At 46.2% G+C, this 20,406-nt stretch carries 17 protein-coding genes; 14 read left to right on the top strand and 3 right to left on the bottom strand.

Features of this window, described 5'->3' with window-relative positions; all coding sequences use genetic code 11:
- Window positions 1-68 precede the first annotated feature (68 nt).
- From ilvC to C4K46_RS09040, 4 genes are all read left to right on the top strand, one after another.
- Window positions 69-1,109 carry a ketol-acid reductoisomerase gene (gene ilvC, locus C4K46_RS09025; RefSeq protein WP_209628769.1) on the top strand — a complete coding sequence of 347 codons (1,041 nt, stop codon included), beginning with the start codon at window positions 69-71 and terminating at the stop codon, window positions 1,107-1,109.
- Between the two features lie 95 nt (window positions 1,110-1,204).
- Window positions 1,205-2,455 (top strand): threonine ammonia-lyase IlvA, encoded by a 1,251-nt coding sequence (gene ilvA, locus C4K46_RS09030; RefSeq protein ID WP_209628714.1) that lies wholly within the window; start codon window positions 1,205-1,207, stop codon window positions 2,453-2,455.
- A 128-nt stretch (window positions 2,456-2,583) separates the two neighbouring features.
- Entirely contained in the window at window positions 2,584-3,471 is an 888-nt protein-coding gene (locus C4K46_RS09035) for an SPFH domain-containing protein (RefSeq protein WP_209628717.1), read from the top strand.
- Between the two features lie 108 nt (window positions 3,472-3,579).
- On the top strand, window positions 3,580-3,795 hold the full coding sequence (locus C4K46_RS09040) for a capsule biosynthesis transcriptional regulator (RefSeq protein ID WP_001130031.1): 216 nt from the start codon (window positions 3,580-3,582) through the stop codon (window positions 3,793-3,795).
- A 220-nt stretch (window positions 3,796-4,015) separates the two neighbouring features.
- Here the strand turns inward: C4K46_RS09040 and C4K46_RS09045 are convergent, their stop codons facing one another.
- Window positions 4,016-4,756, bottom strand: a complete 741-nt coding sequence (locus C4K46_RS09045; RefSeq protein WP_209628718.1) for an amino acid ABC transporter ATP-binding protein — start codon at window positions 4,754-4,756, stop codon at window positions 4,016-4,018.
- Window positions 4,753-6,318, bottom strand: coding sequence for an ABC transporter substrate-binding protein/permease (locus tag C4K46_RS09050; protein WP_209628721.1), 1,566 nt, complete (start codon window positions 6,316-6,318; stop codon window positions 4,753-4,755). The genes C4K46_RS09045 and C4K46_RS09050 overlap by 4 nt, the downstream gene beginning before the upstream one ends.
- Window positions 6,319-6,448: 130 nt before the next feature.
- On the opposite strand from C4K46_RS09050, the gene C4K46_RS09055 reads away from it, so the two are divergent.
- From C4K46_RS09055 to sufB, 9 genes are all read left to right on the top strand, one after another.
- Entirely contained in the window at window positions 6,449-8,350 is a 1,902-nt protein-coding gene (locus C4K46_RS09055) for a DUF2207 domain-containing protein (RefSeq protein ID WP_209628723.1), read from the top strand.
- A 46-nt stretch (window positions 8,351-8,396) separates the two neighbouring features.
- Window positions 8,397-9,242 carry an undecaprenyl-diphosphate phosphatase gene (locus tag C4K46_RS09060; RefSeq protein WP_209628725.1) on the top strand — a complete coding sequence of 282 codons (846 nt, stop codon included), beginning with the start codon at window positions 8,397-8,399 and terminating at the stop codon, window positions 9,240-9,242.
- A gap of 124 nt (window positions 9,243-9,366) precedes the next feature.
- Window positions 9,367-10,092, top strand: a complete 726-nt coding sequence (gene mecA / locus C4K46_RS09065; protein WP_209628770.1) for an adaptor protein MecA — start codon at window positions 9,367-9,369, stop codon at window positions 10,090-10,092.
- Window positions 10,086-11,252, top strand: coding sequence for a glycosyltransferase family 4 protein (locus tag C4K46_RS09070; protein WP_209628727.1), 1,167 nt, complete (start codon window positions 10,086-10,088; stop codon window positions 11,250-11,252). The genes mecA and C4K46_RS09070 overlap by 7 nt, the downstream gene beginning before the upstream one ends.
- Window positions 11,253-11,514: 262 nt before the next feature.
- A complete protein-coding gene (gene sufC / locus C4K46_RS09075) occupies window positions 11,515-12,285 on the top strand; it encodes a Fe-S cluster assembly ATPase SufC (protein ID WP_209628728.1) in 771 nt (256 codons plus the stop codon).
- A 220-nt stretch (window positions 12,286-12,505) separates the two neighbouring features.
- Complete coding sequence (sufD, locus tag C4K46_RS09080) at window positions 12,506-13,768, top strand: Fe-S cluster assembly protein SufD (protein ID WP_209628730.1); 1,263 nt, start codon at window positions 12,506-12,508, stop codon at window positions 13,766-13,768.
- Between the two features lie 13 nt (window positions 13,769-13,781).
- Window positions 13,782-15,014 carry a cysteine desulfurase gene (locus C4K46_RS09085; protein ID WP_209628732.1) on the top strand — a complete coding sequence of 411 codons (1,233 nt, stop codon included), beginning with the start codon at window positions 13,782-13,784 and terminating at the stop codon, window positions 15,012-15,014.
- Window positions 15,001-15,441: a Fe-S cluster assembly sulfur transfer protein SufU gene (sufU, locus tag C4K46_RS09090; RefSeq protein WP_209628734.1), complete on the top strand. Its 441-nt coding sequence runs from the start codon at window positions 15,001-15,003 to the stop codon at window positions 15,439-15,441. Before C4K46_RS09085 ends, sufU begins: the two co-directional genes overlap by 14 nt.
- 10 nt (window positions 15,442-15,451) lie before the next feature.
- Window positions 15,452-16,864: a Fe-S cluster assembly protein SufB gene (sufB, locus tag C4K46_RS09095; RefSeq protein ID WP_209628736.1), complete on the top strand. Its 1,413-nt coding sequence runs from the start codon at window positions 15,452-15,454 to the stop codon at window positions 16,862-16,864.
- A 26-nt stretch (window positions 16,865-16,890) separates the two neighbouring features.
- Here the strand turns inward: sufB and pbp3 are convergent, their stop codons facing one another.
- A complete protein-coding gene (pbp3, locus tag C4K46_RS09100) occupies window positions 16,891-18,129 on the bottom strand; it encodes a D-alanyl-D-alanine carboxypeptidase PBP3 (RefSeq protein WP_209628738.1) in 1,239 nt (412 codons plus the stop codon).
- A 212-nt stretch (window positions 18,130-18,341) separates the two neighbouring features.
- Between pbp3 and C4K46_RS09105 the strand changes: the two genes are divergently transcribed.
- Window positions 18,342-20,300 carry a peptide ABC transporter substrate-binding protein gene (locus tag C4K46_RS09105; protein WP_209628740.1) on the top strand — a complete coding sequence of 653 codons (1,959 nt, stop codon included), beginning with the start codon at window positions 18,342-18,344 and terminating at the stop codon, window positions 20,298-20,300.
- The last annotated feature ends 106 nt before the right edge of the window (window positions 20,301-20,406 follow it).

The following is a 20,406-nucleotide window of genomic DNA, read 5'->3' on the forward strand; positions in this document are numbered from 1 at the left end:
GCCTTCAGGCCTACAAGAGTGTTTGCAGTAAGCACTAAGACTAAGTCTCCTAGTGAAGAAATAAAAAAATAGAAAAGAGAAATAAAATGGCAGTAGAAATGCAATACGAAAAAGATGTTAAAGTACCAGCCCTTGACGGTAAAAAAATTGCCGTTATCGGATACGGTTCCCAAGGTCATGCTCATGCACAAAACTTGCGCGATACCGGCCATGATGTGATTATCGGTGTTCGTCCAGGTAAGTCTTTTGACAAGGCTAAAGAGGACGGTTTTGAAGCCTACCCAGTAGCAGAAGCAACTAAGTTGGCAGATGTTGTCATGATTCTTGCCCCAGACGAAATCCAGGCTGACATGTATGAGGCAGAAGTGGCTCCTAATCTAGAAGCAGGTAATGCTCTTGGTTTTGCCCATGGTTTCAATATCCACTTTGGTTTCATCAAAGCGCCTGAAACAGTCGACGTCTTTATGTGTGCGCCTAAAGGACCAGGTCACTTGGTCCGCCGTACCTTTGAAGAAGGATTTGGTGTACCAGCTCTTTACGCCGTTTACCAAGACGCTACTGGTTCTGCCAAAGACATCGCTATGGACTGGGCTAAGGGTGTTGGTTCAGCCCGTGTTGGTCTACTTGAAACAACCTTCAAAGAAGAAACAGAAGAAGACCTCTTTGGTGAACAAGCTGTTCTCTGTGGTGGTTTGACTGCCCTGATGGAGGCTGGTTTTGAAGTCTTGACTGAGGCAGGCTATGCTCCAGAATTGGCTTACTTTGAAGTGCTTCACGAAATGAAACTGATTGTTGACTTGATCTATGAGGGTGGTATGAAGAAAATGCGTCAGTCTATCTCAAACACTGCTGAGTTTGGTGACTACGTTTCAGGACCACGTGTCATTACCAAGGAAGTGAAGGAAAATATGAAGGCTGTTCTTGCTGATATCCAATCTGGTAAATTTGCCCAAGACTTCGTTGATGACTACAAGGCAGGTCGTCCACGCTTAGAAGCCTACCGTAAGGAAGCTGCAGAGCTTGAAATCGAAAAAGTAGGTGCAGAATTACGTAAGGCGATGCCATTTGTCGGTCAAAATGACGACGATGCTTTCAAGATTTATAATTAAGGTCAGCTAACTGTCCTTATAGGGTGGGACAAAGTCATTCTGGCTAGAGCTAGGACTTGCCCACTCTTTTTTGATTTTTAGATAAAGGAGAAAAAATGTTAACTGCCAAGGACATTGTCCACGCCCACAAGGTTTTGAAGGACGTTGTGGTCTATACTCCCTTGGATTATGACCACTACCTGTCGGAAAAATACCAGGCCAAGGTTTACATTAAAAAAGAAAACTTACAGAGGGTCCGCTCTTTCAAGATTCGGGGGGCCTACTATGCTGTTTCCCAATTAAGCCTAGAGGAAAGAGAAAGGGGAGTGGTTTGTGCTAGCGCCGGCAACCATGCCCAAGGAATCGCCTATACCTGTAATGAAATGAAGATTCCGGCGACAATCTTTATGCCGGTAACGACTCCCCAGCAAAAGATTAGCCAGGTCCAATTTTTCGGTGGGGACTATGTTGCCATTAAGCTAGTTGGCGATACCTTTGATGCTTCGGCCCAGGCTGCCATGGACTATACCCAACAAGAGGGCTTGACTTTTATTGATCCCTTTGACAATCCCCATGTCCAGGCAGGTCAAGGAACGGTGGCCTATGAGATTTTAGAAGAAGCCCAGCGAGAAGGCATCGAGCTAGACCAAGTCTTTGTTCCAGTAGGTGGTGGTGGTCTTATCTCAGGTATGTCCACCTACTTGGGTGAAAATGCTCCCCAGATTGAAGTAATCGGGGTGGAGGCTAATGGTGCTCGTTCGATGAAGGCGGCCTATGAGGCTGGCCGACCGGTCAAGCTCAATCATATTGATAAATTTGCTGACGGGATTGCTGTTCAAAAAGTGGGCCAGTTGACCTTTGAGACGACCCGCAAGCATGTGCGCCACCTCTTAGGAGTAGACGAGGGGCTCATTTCTGAAACCATTATTGACCTTTATTCCAAGCAAGGAATTGTGGCCGAGCCTGCTGGGGCGGCTAGTATTGCGGCCCTTGAAGTCATGAGAGAGCAGATTAAGGGCAAGACCGTCTGCTGTGTTATCTCTGGAGGGAATAACGACATCAACCGAATGCCAGAGATGGAAGAGCGGGCCTTGATTTATGATGGCGTCAAGCATTATTTTGTGGTTAATTTCCCTCAAAGACCAGGTGCCCTGCGGGAATTTGTAAATGATATTTTAGGGCCTAATGATGATATCACTCGTTTTGAGTACATCAAAAGGGCTAGCAAGGGAACGGGGCCGGTCCTCATCGGGGTAACTTTGGCAGATAAAAAGGATTATCAAAGTCTCTTAGCTCGCTTGGAAGCCTTTGATCCGAGCTACATTAACCTGCACGGGAATGAGACTCTCTATAATATGTTGGTCTGATTTTCTTGCTTTCTATCTTATCTTATTTCCTGCTAATGTTTTGTTCTTGTGTTATAATGTAAGGAAGAAGTGGTCCTTGCTAGGAAGGTCAAGGTCCACTCAGTCTAGAAACTCTAAGGAGGTAGTATATGGGTTTTATTGTCTTTATCATCTTGGTCGTCCTAGTGATTACCCTTTTGTTTAGCTCTTTTTATGTGGTTAGACAGCAGTCAGTTGCTATCGTCGAGCGTTTCGGCCGTTATCAAAGGACTAGCTCGAGCGGGATTAACTTTCGCCTACCACTCGGGATTGATAAGATTGCTGCCCGAGTTCAGCTCCGCCTCCTTCAGAGTGAAATCATTGTCGAAACAAAAACGCAGGACAATGTTTTTGTCACCATGAATGTCGCCACCCAGTATCGGGTGAATGAAAATAATGTTACCGATGCTTACTACAAACTGATGCGACCAGAGGCGCAAATCAAGTCTTATATCGAGGATGCCCTACGTTCTTCCGTTCCCAAATTGACCCTAGATGAGCTGTTTGAGAAAAAGGATGAAATCGCTCTTGAGGTCCAAAAACAGGTGGCCGAAGAAATGTCCACCTACGGTTACATTATCGTCAAAACCTTGATTACCAAGGTGGAGCCTGATGCAGAAGTCAAGCAGTCCATGAATGAAATCAATGCGGCCCAACGTAAGCGGGTAGCTGCCCAAGAGCTAGCCGAGGCGGACAAGATTAAGATTGTGACCGCAGCCTCTGCCGAAGCCGAGAAGGATCGCCTTCATGGGGTCGGGATTGCTGAGCAGAGAAAGGCCATTGTTGATGGTTTGGCAGACTCTATTCGAGAATTGAAGGGGGCCAATATTGAATTGACCGAGGAGCAGATTATGTCCATCCTCTTAACTAACCAATATTTGGATACTCTCAATAATTTTGCAGATAATCAAGGAACTAATACCCTCTTTTTACCAGCTAATCCTGATGGAGTAGAGAGCATTCGGACCCAAATCTTGTCTGCCCTCAAGGCAAAATAAAGAATATTCTGAATTATTTAATTTTCTTGGCTTTGTTCATTTCTTGTTGACATTAGTTGGAAAAAAATTTAAAATAAATTATCGGAAATAATAAGATAGGAGAAAAAAATGGCAAAATCAAACTTTGAAAAAGTCGAAGCAGTTGTTGGCTGGGTTCGCGACAAGAAAATCACCGGCTACCGCATCAGTAAAGAAACAAACGCTCGTGAAATGTCAATTATTGCACTGGCACAGGGACGTGCTAAGGTGAAAAATATTTCATTTGAAACAGCTCTTGGCCTGATTGACTTCTATGAAAAAAATCACGAGAAATTTGAAGACTAATAACTACAAGCAGGTTTTGTCCTGCTTTTTTTCTGTCTAAAAATAGGGAGAAGATGGTTCAGTATATAGAAAAAGCAAGTTCTAAGGCTAGGATTCCTTTAGTTGTTAGTTGATTCAGTCATAAGCCTAGCCCTTGGATTTTAAAGGAGTATAAGAAAAACACCTAAGATCAAGTTTTCTTTCAGACCTGATTTTAGGTGCTTTTGTTTATTAGTAGTGCCTAGCTGAGGAAACGCTGGAGAAATTCCTTGGTCCGGGCTTCCTTGGGGTTGCTAAAGATTTCTTGGGGATTGCCCTCTTCGGCAATCAGCCCCTTATCCATAAAGATGACTCGGTTGGAGACATCGCGGGCAAATTCCATTTCATGGGTTACCACAATCATGGTCAAGCCCTCCTGGGCCAGATCCTTCATGATTTTTAGGACTTCTCCCACCATCTCCGGGTCTAGGGCAGAGGTTGGCTCGTCAAATAAAATGGCGTCGGGGTTCATGGACAAGGCGCGTGCGATAGCCACCCTTTGCTTTTGTCCACCGGAGAGTTGCTGGGGCTTGGCCCGCCAGTACTGCTGGCCCATACCGACCTTGTCAAGATTTTCCTTGGCAATCTTTTCTGCTTCTTCATGGCTGCGCTTGAGAACGGTCGTTTGGGCAACAATGGTGTTCTCAAGGACATTGAGGTTTTCAAAGAGATTGAAGCTCTGGAAAACCATACCTAATTTTTCGCGGTACTGGGTCAGATTGTAGTCTTTTTCTAAGACATTCTTGCCCCGATAGAGGATTTCACCGGCGCTGGGGCTTTCTAAGAGGTTGACGGAGCGCAGGAAGGTTGATTTTCCGCTTCCTGAACTTCCGATAATGGAGATAACCTCTCCCTTGTGGACTGTCAAGGAAATATCCTTGAGTACTTCATTTTGTCCAAAGGATTTTTTAAGGTGCTTAATTTCTAAAATAGTTTCACTCATGATTCAATTCCCTTTGTTTGCATTTGATTGGCACCAGTTGTATAACTGTCTGTGTCGAAACGTCGCTCGATATAGCGTAAAATCTGGGTAACGCTAAAGGTCAAAACGAAGTAGATGACAGCGATAATGGTAAAGGTTTGGAAATATTGGTAGGTCTGGGTGGCGATGGTATTTCCTGAGAAGTAGAGCTCCACCACCGAGATAACATTCAGGACAGATGTATCCTTGATGTTGATGACAAATTCATTACCTGTGGCAGGTAGAATGTTACGGACCACTTGAGGTAGGACAATCTTACGCATGGTCTGGCCGTGGGTCATACCGAGTGCTCTTGCCGCCTCGAACTGTCCCTTGTCCACCGCAAAAATTCCTCCCCGCACAATCTCACTCATATAGGCTCCGGTATTGATAGAGACGATAAAGATAGCAGCCCAGGTGCGGTCGATTGAGATTCCGAAAGCTTGGGCTGAACCATAATAGATGACCATGGACTGAACAATCATCGGGGTTCCGCGGAAGACTTCGATATAGATGTTTAAGAACCAACCCCAGAGTTTTTGTAGGACAGCCAAGGCCTTGTTATTGGCCTGGGGAGCAGTCCGGTAAACCCCGATTAAGAGGCCGATTAAGAGGCCGACCAGGGTCCCTGTAATGGAGATAAGGAGGGTCAGACCAGCCCCTCTTAGAAATTGTGGCCAGTTGTTTTTGAGAATGGTTGCCACCTGCTGGAAGAAGCTGGGACTACTTTCCTGGTTGCCGGTGTCTGCTGGCTGATTTTTAATCATCTTATCCATCAGGGCTGTTTGATGGTCGCTGGAAATTTTATCAATAGCTGCATTGACCTGGGCCATCCGATCGTCGTCTTTACGCATCCCAATAGCGATGGCAGCATCCTCTTCGCCGACCTTAAAACCTTGGTCGAACTGAATCATCTTAAACTTAGAGTTGGCTGCTTCAGCAGTCAGAGCCTCGGGTCTTTCTGAAATGTAGCCGTCAATAACTCCCGACTCTAGGGCCTGACGCATTTGGGCGAAGTCCCCCATGGCTGTTTCCTGCTGGGCTCCCTCTAGTTGGGAGATGAGGTTGTAGAGATAGACTCCTTGCTGGGAGGTGATTTTCGCATCCTTGAAGTCCTTGAGACTTTTAGCCTGGGCATAGGCTCCGTCTTTCTTGACCAAAACGACCGGTTCGCTGGTATAGTAGCTTTGGGAAAAGGCAATCTCTTTTTTCCGTTCAGCGGTTGGACTCATACCGGCGATAATCATATCGATTTTGCCCGAAGTCAGGGCCGGGATTAGACCGTTCCAAGAGGTTTTTACTACCAGGGGCTCCTTGCCCATAGACTCAGCAATTTTCTTGGCGATTTGGACATCGTAACCATTAGCATATTGGTTGGTCCCCTCGATTTTGACAGCCCCATTTTCGGCCGTGTCTTGGGTCCAGTTGAAGGGGGCATAAGCAGCCTCCATTCCGATGCGTAGATAGTCATCGGCCTGAGCAATATTGACTGTTCCTAGACTGACTAGGAGGGCAGAAAATATTGTGATGAATAGTTTTTTCATGTTTTCACCTATGATTTCTAAAAAATATCTTCCCTTTATTCTACATAAAAATAGCTATATTTTCAATAAGAGGAGACTTGTGACTGGAAAAAATGTTATAATGAAGAAAAATTTGAAAGTGAGGTATCCTATGAAAAAGTATTTAACCCTCCTTTTGTTTCTATTTTTTGCCTTTTTCTGGGCTCCTAAGGTCCAGGCTCTGGACTATAGTATTAGCTCCTATAAAGGGGATTTGGTGCTACATAGCGACAATACGGCTAGCTATACTGAGGTTGTGACCTACCATTTTGATGACCCCTACAATGGTCAGGTGGTAACCCTGGGACATGCCGGGAAGATGCCTACTGGTTTTACCATAGACTCTAATCCCAGTGTCTCTGCCCTCACTAATGGCCAGCCTGCTAGCAATGTCAGCTCTCAAGTTAGGGACTTGGGAGATGGCTATGAGGTGAAAATCTACAATTCGGGCTCAAGCGGGGATACCGTCCAAGTGACAGTGACCTGGCAGCTGAGGAATCTCCTCTTTATGCACCAGGATATTGCCGAATTGAATTGGACACCAGTCAGTGATTGGGACGAGACTATTGAAAAGTTAGAGTTTCGTATCCATGGCCTAGATGATGTAGACAGGACCGCTCTCTATCCTCATACGGGCTATTTTGGCCAAGCGGTCAAGCTTGAGCAGGACGGTTCTTCCTATCAGCTAGAGCTGAACAACCTATCTTCTGGTAAGCGCCTTGAACTTCATGCCTACTGGGACCGCTCGGTCTTTAATCAGGTGGAGGCCGGTCAGATTAGTCCTCAAGACTATCTAGGCAAGTTTCAGGCTATTGAAAGAGGCATTGCCTGGCAGACTGCCTTTTGGCATCAGGTTCTTGAGATTTATCTGCCTCTTGTTTTGGCCCTGGCCTTGCTTGTCTCTTTCTTTTTCTATCATCGTTTTAAAAAGAGTATTGAGCTCCTTAAGAAATACCCTAAAGATGCCCGCCTTTACGAGGCGCCACAAAATTTGGCTCCTCTGGTTTTAGCCTCAAATATTTATTCTATTGATTTGGATGAGGTCGCACCGACCATGGGCGCTAGAGGGGCCTTGCGCTTTGAAAACATGGTCCAGGCAACGCTTTTGGACCTGGTTGACCGGCGGAAACTCAGCATTTCTGGTCAGGGAGACAATCCAGTCATTCAGGTCATTTCAACCGAAAATCTGACGGAAGCCGAGGCCTATTTCCTAGAAATGGCCATGGGCAAACAAACAGAAGTCAGGGTTAAGGACCTATTCTTTAACTATCAGATTTCTGAGGACCTTTATAAGGGCAGAAAGAAAAAAGCTGATGAAGCGGAAATTCGTCGGATTGGGAATCAAATGTCCTCCCGATTTAAAGATAGCCTTCGGTCTGTAAGTAAGAAGGTGGCTGCAGAAAGTCAAGCCTTAAATCTGCCAGATAATTATCGTTCTCTGACGGATTTAGAGCGAAAATTGCTCTTTTGGGCCCAAGCCTTGAGTGCTTTTGCTATTTTTGCAACAATCGCTATTATCCTCCTCTTTATTTTCGTCTTTTCAACCTTTTATTGGCCCTATCTTATCATAATTAGTCTGGGCCTTTGGCAATCGATTGTCTACCTCGAAAAAGCTGATATTTATCGCCGGGATGGGGTCTTAACCGAGGAGGGAGCTGAACGCTACCATCTCTGGTCCAGTTTTTCCAATATGCTTAGAGATATTGCTAAGCTGGATAAAACAGAGATTGATGGTCTCATCTTGTGGAATCGTCTCTTGGTTTATGCGACCCTGTTTGGTTATGCCGAGCGGGTCAGCAAGCTTATGAGATGGAGGCAAATCCAACTGGAAAATCCTGCTATGAATGGCTATGTTTACAACAACTGGCACCATGTCTTTTGGGTCAGCTCGCAGACCTTCTCCAACTATGGGCAAGTGGCCAGTACAGCCAGCCATTTCTCGGTCTCTTCTGGTGGCTCATCTGGTGGTGGCTTCTCTGGCGGCGGAGGAGGTGGAGGCGGGGGTGCCTTCTAAGTCAAAATGTGCTATAATTTAGCTAGTAAAAATCTAGGAGAAATCAATGTTTTTAATTGAGATTTTAAAGTCGATTATTTTTGGGCTTGTGGAAGGGATTACTGAATGGCTCCCTATTTCAAGTACCGGTCACTTGATTTTGGTGCAGGAGTTTATCAAGTATCGAAATCAGAATGCAGCCTTTATCGAAATGTTCAATGTCGTTATTCAGCTGGGGGCTATCTTGGCGGTTGTGGTCATTTATTTTGACAAGTTAAATCCTTTCAAGGCAGGCAAGACAGCGCGTCAAGTGCAAAAAACCTGGCAGCTTTGGGCCAAGGTGGTCGTGGCTGCGGCTCCAGCAGCCCTGATTGGCCTCCCCTTGGATGATTGGTTTGATAAGCACTTTTATAACTTTGTATCGGTTGCCCTCATGCTGATTATCTATGGTCTGGCCTTTATCTGGATTGAAAAGCGCAATGCTCATGTCCAGCCGACGGTGACCAGTCTAGAGCACCTACCCTATAAGACGGCCCTTTATATTGGTTTCTTCCAAGTGCTGTCGCTCTTTCCGGGAACTAGCCGTTCTGGGGCGACCATCGTTGGTGGTCTCTTAAACGGAACCAGTCGCTCGGTGGTGACAGAATTTACCTTTTATCTGGGTATTCCGGTCATGTTTGGGGCTAGTCTATTGAAAATTGCCAAATTCATCATCAAGGGGAACAGCCTGGCCTTTGGTCAACTCTTTCTACTCTTAGTAGCCATGGGCGTGGCCTTTGGAGTCAGCCTCTATGTCATCCGCTTTTTGACTGGCTATGTCAAAAAGCATGATTTCACTGTCTTTGGTAAGTATCGGATTGGCCTGGGTCTTCTGCTCCTTCTTTACTGGGGTATCAAGTCTCTCTTGGCCTAAATCGATTAACAGGGTTATCTGGGGCCTATCCTTGCTTGGGCTGTCCTAGATAGTCCTGTTTTTATCTTTGAAAAAAAGACTAAATTTTAGTATAATAGAAAGACTAGAAGTATGAGGTATGGACATGGAAATGAAGCAAATCAGTGATTCGACAATTAAAATCACCATCAAATTAGAAGACTTGGAAGAACGGGGCATGGAAATGGCTGATTTTCTGGTCCCTCAAGAAAAAACAGAAGAATTTTTTTATACCATTTTAGATGAATTAGAGATGCCAGAAAGTTTCCTGGATAGCGGTATGCTGAGTTTCCGGGTGACTCCTAAACCAGATAAATTAGATGTCTTTGTGACCAAGTCCAAGATTGATCAAAATTTGGACTTTGACGATTTGGCTGACCTACCGGATATGGACGAGCTTTCACAAATGTCCCCAGATGAATTTCTCAAGACCCTGGAAAAAAATATCTTGGAAAAGAGCAAGGATGACTTGGAGGCTGTTCAGAGCCTAGAAGCGGCTGAAGAAGCTGATGAAAGAGCAGAGGAAAAGGCGGTCAAAGAACAGTATATCTACTATATTTTGCGCTTTGCCAAGTTAAAAGATGTCATCGTCTTTTCTAAGACGGTTGACTATCGGGTAGACACATCTGAATTATACAAGATGGATGGCCATTACTATCTGACCATTCTTGTCGATATTGAGGGCAAGCCCGGTCCTTATCCAGCCTGGTTGCTAGCTAGCATGCGTGAACACGCTGAGGATACGGAAACGACCAGAGCTGTCTTGCAAGAGCATGGCCATCTGCTGATTGTCACAGATGCCTTGGCTAGACTGAAAAGGGTAAATTGCTAATGATTACATTTCCTTTAAAGTTTATCTTGGTCTTAATTGCCACCTTTTTTATCGGGGTTATTTTAACTCCCCTGGTCAGGCTCTTGGCCTTTAAGATTGGGGCGGTTGACTATCCCAATAGTCGTCGGATTAACAAGAAACCCATGCCTAGCGCTGGGGGGCTGGCAGTTGTTATCGCCTTTGTCATCTCGAGCTTGGTCTTGATGCCCCAGATTGTTTCGGTTACTTTTCATGGCCAGACCTATCTGGCTTACATCTGGCCGGTCCTTGTCTGCGGTTTGCTGGTGGCTGCCACAGGCTTGATTGATGATATTTGGGAATTGCCACCCCGTCCTAAGATGCTGGGGATTGTCATCGCAGCTAGCCTTATTTGGCTCTTAACTGATTTTCGCTTAGATGATTTTAAAATTCCCTTCGGGGGCCCGCTCATTCATTTTGAGCCCTGGCTTTCCTTTATTCTAACGGTGGTCTGGATTATTTCCATTACTAACGCCATGAACTTGATTGATGGCCTGGATGGTTTGGTCAGCGGGGTGTCCATTATTTCCCTGATGACCATGGGGATTGTCTCCTATTTTTTCCTACCTAATCACAATCTCTTTCTAACCTTGACCATCTTTGTTTTGGTTATGGCTATCGCTGGTTTTTTCCCCTATAACTACCATCCAGCTATTATCTATGGTGGTGATACAGGGGCCTTGTTTATCGGTTTTATGATTGCTGTCTTGTCCTTGCAGGGCTTGAAAAATGCAACGGCCGTTGCGGTCGTGACTCCCATGATTATCCTAGGGGTCCCGATTACGGATACCTTTTTAGCCATTGTCCGCCGCAAGCTCTCTGGCCAAAAGATGTCTCAGGCCGACAAGCGCCACCTCCACCATCGGCTCCTCTCCTTGGGCCTGACCCATAGGGGGGCGGTCTTAGTCATCTACGGGATTTCTCTCATCTTTGCCATGATTTCTCTCCTGCTCAATGTTTCCAGCCGCCTGGGTGGCATCTTGCTGGTTCTGGGGCTCCTTTTTGGTGTTGAACTCTTGGCTGAATTGGTAGGAGTTTTGGGGCCCAATCGGACTCCCCTGCTCAATGTGCTTCGTTTTATTGGGAACTCTGCCTACCGGGAACAGGTCCGGCAAGATTGGAAGAAAAAGCGGGATAAATAAGAATAATTCTAATCAAAATAAAAGCCTTTTGGGCTTTTTTTTGTTATACTAGAGGGGTAAAAGGACTGTTACTCTAAATAAATCACAAAGGACTAGTCTGGGCCTTTTTCATAAAAAATCAAAACATGGGCCAGGGAAATTTGTCTCATATAAGGGCTTTTGCCTCCTTTCTTTTTGATTTTTCATGAGCAATTTCGGCCGGCTGAGTCAGAGGTTTTGAGTCTTGCTTGATTTAAGAGTAGCCAAAGAAAGGAAAGCGAAGATGGCTGTATTAGAAATAAAAGATCTTCATGTAGAAATTGAAGGTAAGAAAATCCTCAAGGGTGTCAATATGACCCTAAAGACAGGAGAAGTAGCAGCAATTATGGGCCCTAACGGAACTGGGAAGTCCACCCTCTCGGCAGCGATTATGGGCAATCCTAGCTATGAGGTGACCCAGGGAGAAGTGCTCTTTGACGGAGTCAATATTCTTGAGTTGGAAGTCGATGAGCGGGCGCGGATGGGGCTATTTTTGGCCATGCAATATCCTAGTGAAATTCCAGGGATTACCAATGCAGAGTTTCTCAGAGCAGCCATGAATGCTGGCAAGGAAGATAGTGAAAAGATTTCGGTTCGTGACTTTATCATGAAGTTGGACGAGAAGATGGAGCTGCTCAATATGAAAGAGGAAATGGCTGAACGCTATCTGAACGAAGGTTTTTCTGGTGGTGAGAAAAAACGTAATGAAATCCTCCAACTCTTGATGTTGGAGCCAACCTTTGCCCTTCTAGATGAGATTGACTCTGGACTAGATATTGATGCCCTCAAGGTGGTCTCCAAGGGAGTAAATGCCATGCGGGGTGAGGGCTTTGGGGCCATGATTATCACCCACTACCAACGTCTTTTGAACTATATCGTTCCTGATGTGGTCCATGTCATGATGGACGGTCGTGTCGTAGTCAGTGGTGGGCCAGAGTTGGCGACCCGCTTGGAGCGGGAAGGCTATGCCAAGCTAGCAGAAGAGCTGGGCTATGACTACCAAGAAGAAGTTTAATAAAGAGGAAAGAGCGTCAGAAAGCAACCGATTGAAGATTGGCTGATTTATGACGCTCCCCATTTTATCTAAGCCACAAAGAAGGTTGCCTCCCTTTTGAAAATCGAGAGAGCCTGTCCTTGAAAGATGCAGTTGTTTTACCTGCCTCTCTTTCTGACGGTTCTATCTGGGATTTTCTTGGAGTCTGACCCTTCTGCTGAAGGAATTAGAGGAGAAAATCATGACCAAAGAAACGATTGAGCTTTTTTCACAGCTGCACGCTGAACCAGCTTGGTTGGCCCAATTGCGCCAAAAAGCTCTGGCCAAAATAGAAGAGCTCCCCTTGCCCGTTATTGAGCGGGTGAAATTTCATCGATGGAACCTAGGAGATGGTAGCCTGACGGAGAATGAAGTGGTTCCTAGTGTTCCTGACTTTACGGCGACAGGGGACAATCCAAAGTTGGTTCAAATTGGGACCCAGACAGTCTTTGAGCAAATGCCGGCGGACCTGGCTCAAAAGGGTCTCATATTTACAGATTTTTATAGCGCCCTAGAAGAAATTCCTGAGGTCTTAGAGCGGTATTTCATGTCCTCAGTAGCCTATGATGAGGATAAGTTGGCAGCCTATCATACAGCCTATTTCAATAGCGGTGCTGTCTTGTATGTGCCAGACCATGTAGAGGTAGACCTTCCGCTTGAGGGGGTCTTCTATCAGGACAGCGACAGTTCGGTGCCCTTCAACAAGCACATCTTGATTATCGCGGGTAAAAACTCCAAGATTAACTATCTGGAGCGGCTGGAGTCGATTGGTCAAGCCAGTAGCCGGGCTACGGCCAATATTACTGTTGAGGTCCTAGCCCAAGCAGGCTCTCAGATTAAATTTTCAGCCATTGACCGCCTAGGCCAAAATGTGACAGCCTACATCAGCCGCCGCGGAAAGCTAGCTGACGATGCCACTATTGACTGGGCCATTGGGGTCATGAATGAGGGCAATGTAGTTGCCGATTTTGATAGTGACCTCTATGGAGCGGGTAGCCATGCCGATATGAAGGTTGTAGCCCTCTCTAGTGGCAAGCAAATCCAGGGGATTGATACCCGGGTTACCAATTACGGTCGAAATTCAATCGGGAATATCCTCCAGCATGGGGTTATTCTGGAGCAGGGGACCTTGACCTTTAATGGTATTGGCCATATCATCAAGGGAGCTAAGGGGGCAGATGCCCAGCAGGAAAGCCGGGTTCTGATGCTGTCGGACAAGGCTCGGAGCGATGCCAATCCTATTCTTTTAATTGATGAAAATGATGTGACGGCAGGCCACGCAGCCTCTATCGGCCAGGTGGATCCTGAGGATATGTATTACCTGATGAGTCGGGGTCTGGACAAGGCAACAGCCGAACGTTTGGTTGTCAGAGGCTTCTTAGGCTCAGTTATCGTCGAAATCCCAGTCAAGGAAGTTCGCGATGAAATGGTTGAAGGAATCGAAGAAAAGTTAGCCAAGATATAGAGAGGATTTTTCCATGTCTCCATTAGATGTTAAGCGCCTGCGAGAGGAATTTCAGATTTTAGATCAGGAAGTGCACGATGAGCCCCTGGTTTATTTGGACAATGCAGCGACTACCCAAAAGCCCAAGCAGGTCCTGGCTGCCTTAGAAGCCTATTACCAAAAGGATAATGCCAATGTCCATCGTGGAGTTCATACGCTGGCTGAAAGGGCAACTAGGAGTTATGAAGAGGCTAGAGAAAAGGTGGCCCGCTTTATCCATGCTCCCTCCAGCAGGCAGGTCGTCTTTACCCGGGGAACTACAACCAGTCTGAACTGGGTGGCTAGTTATGCAGCCCAGACTTTGCAGCCGGGTGATGAGGTCTTGATTTCGGTCATGGAACACCATTCCAATCTCATCCCCTGGCAGGAGGCCTGTCGTAAGACTGGGGCCCGCCTGGTCTATGTCTACTTAAAAGACGGAGCCCTTGATATGGAGGACTTGCGCTCCAAACTGTCTACCAGAACCAAATTTGTCTCTTTGGCCCATATTTCAAATGTCCTAGGAGTTATCAATCCTATTAAGGAAATCGCCGACCTGGTCCACCAGTTTGGTGCCTTGTTGGTCGTTGACGGGGCCCAGTCGGCTCCCCACATCAAGCTTGATGTTCAGGACTTGGATTTAGACTTTTTAGCCTTTTCTGGCCATAAGATGCTGGGCCCGACCGGAATCGGCGTTCTCTATGCCAAGGAAAAATGGCTAGAACAAATGTCCCCCATAGAGTTTGGGGGTGAGATGATTGATTTTGTCTATGAGCAGGAGGCTACTTGGAAGGAATTGCCTTGGAAGTTGGAGGCAGGAACTCCTAATATTGCCGGAGCTATTGGTTTAGGAGCTGCTATTGACTACCTTGAGAGCTTGGGTATGGAGGCTGTTGAAGCTCATGAACAAGAGCTCGTGGACTATATCTTCCCAAAATTGCAGGCCATGGAAGGTCTGACTATTTATGGAACGCAGGATTTGGCCCAGCGTTCGGGAGTGATTTCCTTTAATTTAGAAGGGCTTCATCCCCATGATGTGGCTACTGCTCTGGATTATGAAGGAGTAGCGGTCAGGGCTGGCCATCATTGTGCTCAACCGCTCTTGGCTCACCTTGAGCTGCCTGCGACTGTCAGAGCGAGTTTCTATATTTATAATAGCAAAGCAGACTGTGACAAATTATTGGACGCCCTAGAAAAGACAAAGGAGTTTTTCAATGGCACTCTCTAAGTTAGATAGTTTATATAAGGCTGTTGTGGCAGACCACTCTCGGAATCCCCACCATCATGGGACCCTGGAGGGGGCTGAACCTATCAGTCTCAATAATCCCACTTGCGGGGACGTTATTAGCCTGTCGGTCAAGTTCGACCAGGAGGGGCTTTTGGAGGATATTGCCTTTATCAATTCGGGTTGCACCATCTCGACAGCCTCGGCCAGTATGATGACCGATGTCGTTGTCGGCAAGACCAAGGCAGAAATTTTAGACTTGGCCCGTATTTTTTCAGAAATGGTCCAGGGTCAAAAGGACCCCAGACAAGAAGAGTTGGGAGATGCAGCTTTCTTAGCAGGGATTGCTAAGTTTCCCCAAAGAATTAAGTGCTCGACCCTGGCCTGGAATGCCTTGAAAAGGGCCATTGAGTTAGAAGAAAAGAACTAGAAGGAAAATTATGTCGGAAGAAAGAGTAGAACCAAAACCCATTGACTTGGGGGAGTATAAGTTTGGTTTCCATGATGATGTGGATCCCATCCTATCAACAGGAAAGGGGCTAAATGAGCAGGTCATTCGAGAATTATCAGCTGCCAAAAATGAGCCCGACTGGATGTTGGACTTTCGTTTGAAATCCTACGAGGCTTTTTTAAAAATGCCCATGCACACCTGGGGCCCGGACCTATCAGAGATCAATTTTGATGATTTAATCTATTATCAAAAGGTCTCAGACAAGCCTGCCCGGACCTGGGACGAGGTGCCAGAAAAGATTAAGGAAACCTTTGAGCGTATCGGGATTCCCGAAGCCGAAAGGGCCTACCTAGCCGGGGCGGCTACCCAGTATGAGTCAGAAGTGGTCTACCACAATATGAAAGAAGAGTTTCAAAAGCTGGGAATTGTTTTTACAGACACTGATTCGGCCCTCAAAGAATATCCAGAACTCTTTAAAAAATACTTTGCCAAGCTAGTCCCGCCTACAGACAATAAGCTGGCTGCCCTCAATTCGGCTGTCTGGTCAGGTGGAACCTTTATCTATGTCCCTAAGGGGGTCAAGGTTGATATTCCCTTGCAGACCTACTTTAGGATTAACAATGAAAATTCCGGTCAGTTTGAACGGACCCTGATTATTGTCGATGAAGGAGCCAGTGTCCACTATGTGGAGGGCTGTACCGCTCCGACCTATTCGTCCAATAGTTTGCACGCAGCCATTGTGGAAATCTTTGCACTGGATGGAGCCTATATGCGCTATACCACCATTCAGAACTGGTCGGACAATGTTTATAACCTAGTTACCAAGCGGGCTAGGGCCTTGAAGGACGCTACTGTTGAGTGGATTGATGGAAATTTAGGTTCTCGGACCACCATGAAGTACCCTTCCGTTTATCTGGACGGACCTGGAGCTAGAGGGACCATGCTGTCCATCGCCTTTGCCAACAAAGGCCAGCACCAGGATACAGGGGCCAAGATGATTCACAATGCCCCCCACACCAGCTCCTCCATCGTCTCCAAGTCTATTGCCAAAAGTGGAGGCAAGGTGGACTATCGGGGCCAGGTCACCTTTGCCAAAAATTCACAAAAATCAGTCAGCCACATCGAATGTGATACCATCATCATGGACGATCTATCACGTTCAGATACCATTCCCTTCAATGAAATTCACAATTCTCAGGTTGCCCTGGAGCATGAGGCCAAGGTCTCTAAAATCTCCGAGGAACAGCTCTACTACCTGATGAGTCGGGGGTTGAGCGAGACGGAGGCGACAGAAATGATTGTCATGGGCTTTGTGGAGCCCTTCACCAAGGAACTGCCTATGGAGTATGCGGTTGAGCTTAATCGCCTGATTAGCTATGAAATGGAAGGTTCTGTTGGCTAATAAAAAAGAGGTTGCAACCTCTTTTTTTATAATTTTTCATTGACAAATTTTACAAAATTATTCCACCAAATCTTGAGGAAGTTGCTTCTTTCGACCTTCTTTTGAGCCAGCATGCTGACGCTAGGTCCTTGCCCCTCTATATAGCCCCTGCCGATAATCTCGGGATCTTGGTAGCTGACCTGTCCTAGCTCCTGCCTTGCCTTGATTGGGGCTTCCAGCTGACCTTGCTTGGCCTTGAACTCGAGCTTGACTTTCTTGTCGCTATCAAGCTTTTGTATCCAGACCAAGTCTTGATTAGCCACTGCCTGAATTTTGTTATTTTTGCCGTTGCTAACTGCTAGCTTACTTTCGGCAAGACCCTTGCCCTTAGCCAGGACCTTGGTGGGAATAAAGTTTTGGGTCAGATAGTCCAGAAAATCAGCAGTAGCACTGAAGTGGCTGAAGGGGTCCGTATCGCTCTTATCGGCTTTTAGGACTACCGTAATCAGCTGCATGCCCTTTTCTTTGCTAGTGCTGACGAAGGAGTTGCCGGCTTCTTGAGAAGTAGAGGTTTTCAAACCCTCAACTCCCGGACGGAAGTAGGCCTGATCCTTTAGCATATAGTTAGAGTTGGAAATAGCCCAGCCATCGAAAGTAGACTGGCTTTTCTGGCTAATCTTTAAAACTTGAGGATAGTCGGTGATGAGATGGTAGCTGACCAGGGCCAGGCCATAGGCGCTCATCTTATTTTCTTCATCTTCCTTGGAGCCGGGATAGATATGCTGACCTAGGATTTTATTGTTAAGGCCACTGGCATTGACAAGGGTTGAGTCGCTAACTCCCCATTTTTCCATCCGAGCCTTCATAAGGTCCACAAAGTCTTTTTCGCTGCCGGCAACCTTTTCAGCCAGGGCGATGGCTGCGCTGTTGGCATTGGCGATTAGCATGGCCTCCAACAACTCCTTGACGCTATAACTCCGCTTTTCCATGGGAAGGTTGCTGATACTATAATTGGTGGTTAGTTGGTAGGCATGGTCGGAAATCTCGACCTGGCTTTCCATGCTCAGCTTGCCCTGTTCAATCGCTTCATAGACCAGATAGGCTGTTAGGATTTTGCTGAGGCTGGCTATGGGAACGGGGTTAGTAGCCTCTTTTTCATAGAGGACTTTCCCGGTCTGGGCCTCGATGGCGATGCCGTTTTGGGCAGCTAGGTTAAAGTCTTGGGCCTGGACCTTGCTGGCCAAAGCCAGGCTTAGAAAGGCCAAAAATAAGATTAGTTTTTTCATAGCAATCCTTTGAGTAAATCAGTCTGTTCTTATTGTATCATAAAAAGAAGGAGAGCTAAAGCCAAGCTTTCTTTCCTCTGTCTAGTCCTTCTATTTCTGATGATAGGAAAGAAGATTTTTTATAAATGTTTTTGTAAAAATATCGAAAAACCTTGGTTTTTTTGGAGAAATAGAGTATAATAATACAAATACGTTACTTAAGGAGGTAGTGCATGAAATCAGTAAAATGGTTTGTAACGACGGGGGTTCTTGTGACTTCTAGTCTCTTGCTAGTCGCATGTGGAGGGGGTAAGGCCAAGGATACGTCCACCTACTCTTATGTTTATATGTCTGATCCAACCACTCTGGATTACACAGTCTCAAATAGGGCGGTGGATTCAGATGTGGCCGGGAACCTGGTTGATGGTTTGATGGAGACAGATAAATATGGGAATCTGGTTCCCTCTCTAGCCAAGGATTGGACAGTGTCCAAGGACGGCCTGACCTATACCTATAAGCTCAGAAAGGATGCCAAATGGTACACCTCTGAGGGAGAAGAATATGCCGATGTTAAGGCCGAGGACTTTGTGACTGGGCTCAAGCATGCGGTTGATGCCAAATCCGAGGCTATCTACCTAGTTCAAAACTCTGTCAAGGGCTTGGATGCCTACATCAAGGGGGAGGACAAGGACTTTAGCCATGTCGGTATCAAGGCTCTAGATGATCACACTATCCAATATACCCTAAACCAGCCTGAAAGTTTCTGGAATTCCAAGACTACCATGGGGATTCTTTTCCCAATCAATGCCGAGTTCCTCAAATCTCAAGGCAAGAACTTTGGAGCTCCTAAGACCTCGGGTATCCTTTCCAATGGTCCCTACCTTCTTAAGTCTCTGACTTCTAAGTCCTCAATCGAGTATGCTAAAAACCCTGGCTACTACGACAAGGACAATGTCCATGTCGAAAATGTCAAGTTGACCTTCTATGATGGCTCAGACCAAGAGTCTCTAGCGCGTGGTTTTAGTGATGGTTCTTACACCATAGGTGCTGTCTATCCTAACAGTTCCAACTATGCTTCTATTAAGAAGAAATACAAGGACAACATCGTTTATGGTCCACAAAATGGGACTTCCTATTACTATGCTTTTAACCTGAACCGTCAAGCCTATAATCATACAGCCAAGACTAGTGATGGCCAAAAGAATGCGACCAAGGAAGCCCTCCTAAACAAGGACTTCCGTCAAGCCCTGAACTTTGCCTTTAACCGGACTCCTTACCTAGCCCAGGTCAATGGAGAAGATGCGGCGAACAAGCAATTGAGAAATACCTTGGTACCACCGACCTTTGTTCAAGTTGGGGACAAGAGCTTTGGCTCAGTAGTGGAGTCTAAATTACAGGCCTATGGAGATGAGTGGTCCGGTGTGAAGCTAGATGATGCCCAAGACGCCTTCTACAGTCCAGAAAAAGCCAAGGCTAAGTTGGCCAAGGCCAAGGAGGCTCTACAAGCTCAGGGAGTAGAATTTCCTATCCACCTAGATACTCCGGTGAACCAATCCAATACTGCAGGTGTTCAGCAGGCCCAATCCCTCAAACAGTCTATTGAGTCTGTTCTCGGCAAGGAAAATGTGGTGATTGATATTCACCAAATGTCTGAAGATGAGGAAGGAAAGATTACCTATTATGCTGAAACCGCAGCACAGAAGGATTACGATTTAGCTATTGGTGGTTGGTCTGCAGACTACCAGGATCCATCTTCCTACCTAGACATCTTTAACTCAGCAGGCGCTTCCCTAAACCAGTTTGGTTTGGAGGCTAAGGATGCGGCGATTATCGAGAAGCTTGGCTTGGCCGATTACGAGAAGCTCAATCAAGCAGCCGATGCTATCACAACTGATACAGATACTCGCTATGAAAAATATGCAGAGTCCCAAGCTTGGTTGACCGATAGCTCTCTAATTTTACCCTACCAGTCACTAGGTGGTCGTGCAAGTCTGACCAAGGTCAAACCATTTACCAAGGCCTACTCATGGGTCGGTATCAAGGGTGAAGTCTATACCTTTAAGTATTTAGAGGTACAGGCTGACCCCGTGACAACCAAGGACTACGATGCAGCCTATAAGAAATGGCAGAAAGAAAAAGAAGAATCTAATGCCAAGGCCAAAGAAGAGTTGAAAAAGCATATCGCAGACTAGAAGATTCTAGTTGCAAGAGTTCAAACAGTCCCTCAAATCAAGGGGCTGTTTTTTGTCTATCTTTTAATCTAGGCTTAGAGCCCTTGCCTAGGGGCTTGGGCTTAAC

The sequence above is a fragment of the Streptococcus oricebi genome, assembly GCF_017883985.1.
Classification (GTDB): Bacteria; Bacillota; Bacilli; order Lactobacillales; family Streptococcaceae; genus Streptococcus; species Streptococcus oricebi.

Bases quoted from the DNA above. Each gene is read 5' to 3' on its own strand.
- ilvA (WP_209628714.1), top strand. From the start codon at position 1,205: ATGTTAACTGCCAAGGACATTGTCCACGCCCACAAGGTTTTGAAGGAC.
- C4K46_RS09035 (WP_209628717.1), top strand. From the start codon at position 2,584: ATGGGTTTTATTGTCTTTATCATCTTGGTCGTCCTAGTGATTACCCTT.
- C4K46_RS09040 (WP_001130031.1), top strand. From the start codon at position 3,580: ATGGCAAAATCAAACTTTGAAAAAGTCGAAGCAGTTGTTGGCTGGGTT.
- C4K46_RS09045 (WP_209628718.1), bottom strand. From the start codon at position 4,756: ATGAGTGAAACTATTTTAGAAATTAAGCACCTTAAAAAATCCTTTGGA.
- C4K46_RS09050 (WP_209628721.1), bottom strand. From the start codon at position 6,318: ATGAAAAAACTATTCATCACAATATTTTCTGCCCTCCTAGTCAGTCTA.
- C4K46_RS09055 (WP_209628723.1), top strand. From the start codon at position 6,449: ATGAAAAAGTATTTAACCCTCCTTTTGTTTCTATTTTTTGCCTTTTTC.
- C4K46_RS09060 (WP_209628725.1), top strand. From the start codon at position 8,397: ATGTTTTTAATTGAGATTTTAAAGTCGATTATTTTTGGGCTTGTGGAA.
- mecA (WP_209628770.1), top strand. From the start codon at position 9,367: ATGGAAATGAAGCAAATCAGTGATTCGACAATTAAAATCACCATCAAA.
- sufC (WP_209628728.1), top strand. From the start codon at position 11,515: ATGGCTGTATTAGAAATAAAAGATCTTCATGTAGAAATTGAAGGTAAG.
- sufD (WP_209628730.1), top strand. From the start codon at position 12,506: ATGACCAAAGAAACGATTGAGCTTTTTTCACAGCTGCACGCTGAACCA.
- C4K46_RS09085 (WP_209628732.1), top strand. From the start codon at position 13,782: ATGTCTCCATTAGATGTTAAGCGCCTGCGAGAGGAATTTCAGATTTTA.
- sufU (WP_209628734.1), top strand. From the start codon at position 15,001: ATGGCACTCTCTAAGTTAGATAGTTTATATAAGGCTGTTGTGGCAGAC.
- sufB (WP_209628736.1), top strand. From the start codon at position 15,452: ATGTCGGAAGAAAGAGTAGAACCAAAACCCATTGACTTGGGGGAGTAT.
- pbp3 (WP_209628738.1), bottom strand. From the start codon at position 18,129: ATGAAAAAACTAATCTTATTTTTGGCCTTTCTAAGCCTGGCTTTGGCC.
- C4K46_RS09105 (WP_209628740.1), top strand. From the start codon at position 18,342: ATGAAATCAGTAAAATGGTTTGTAACGACGGGGGTTCTTGTGACTTCT.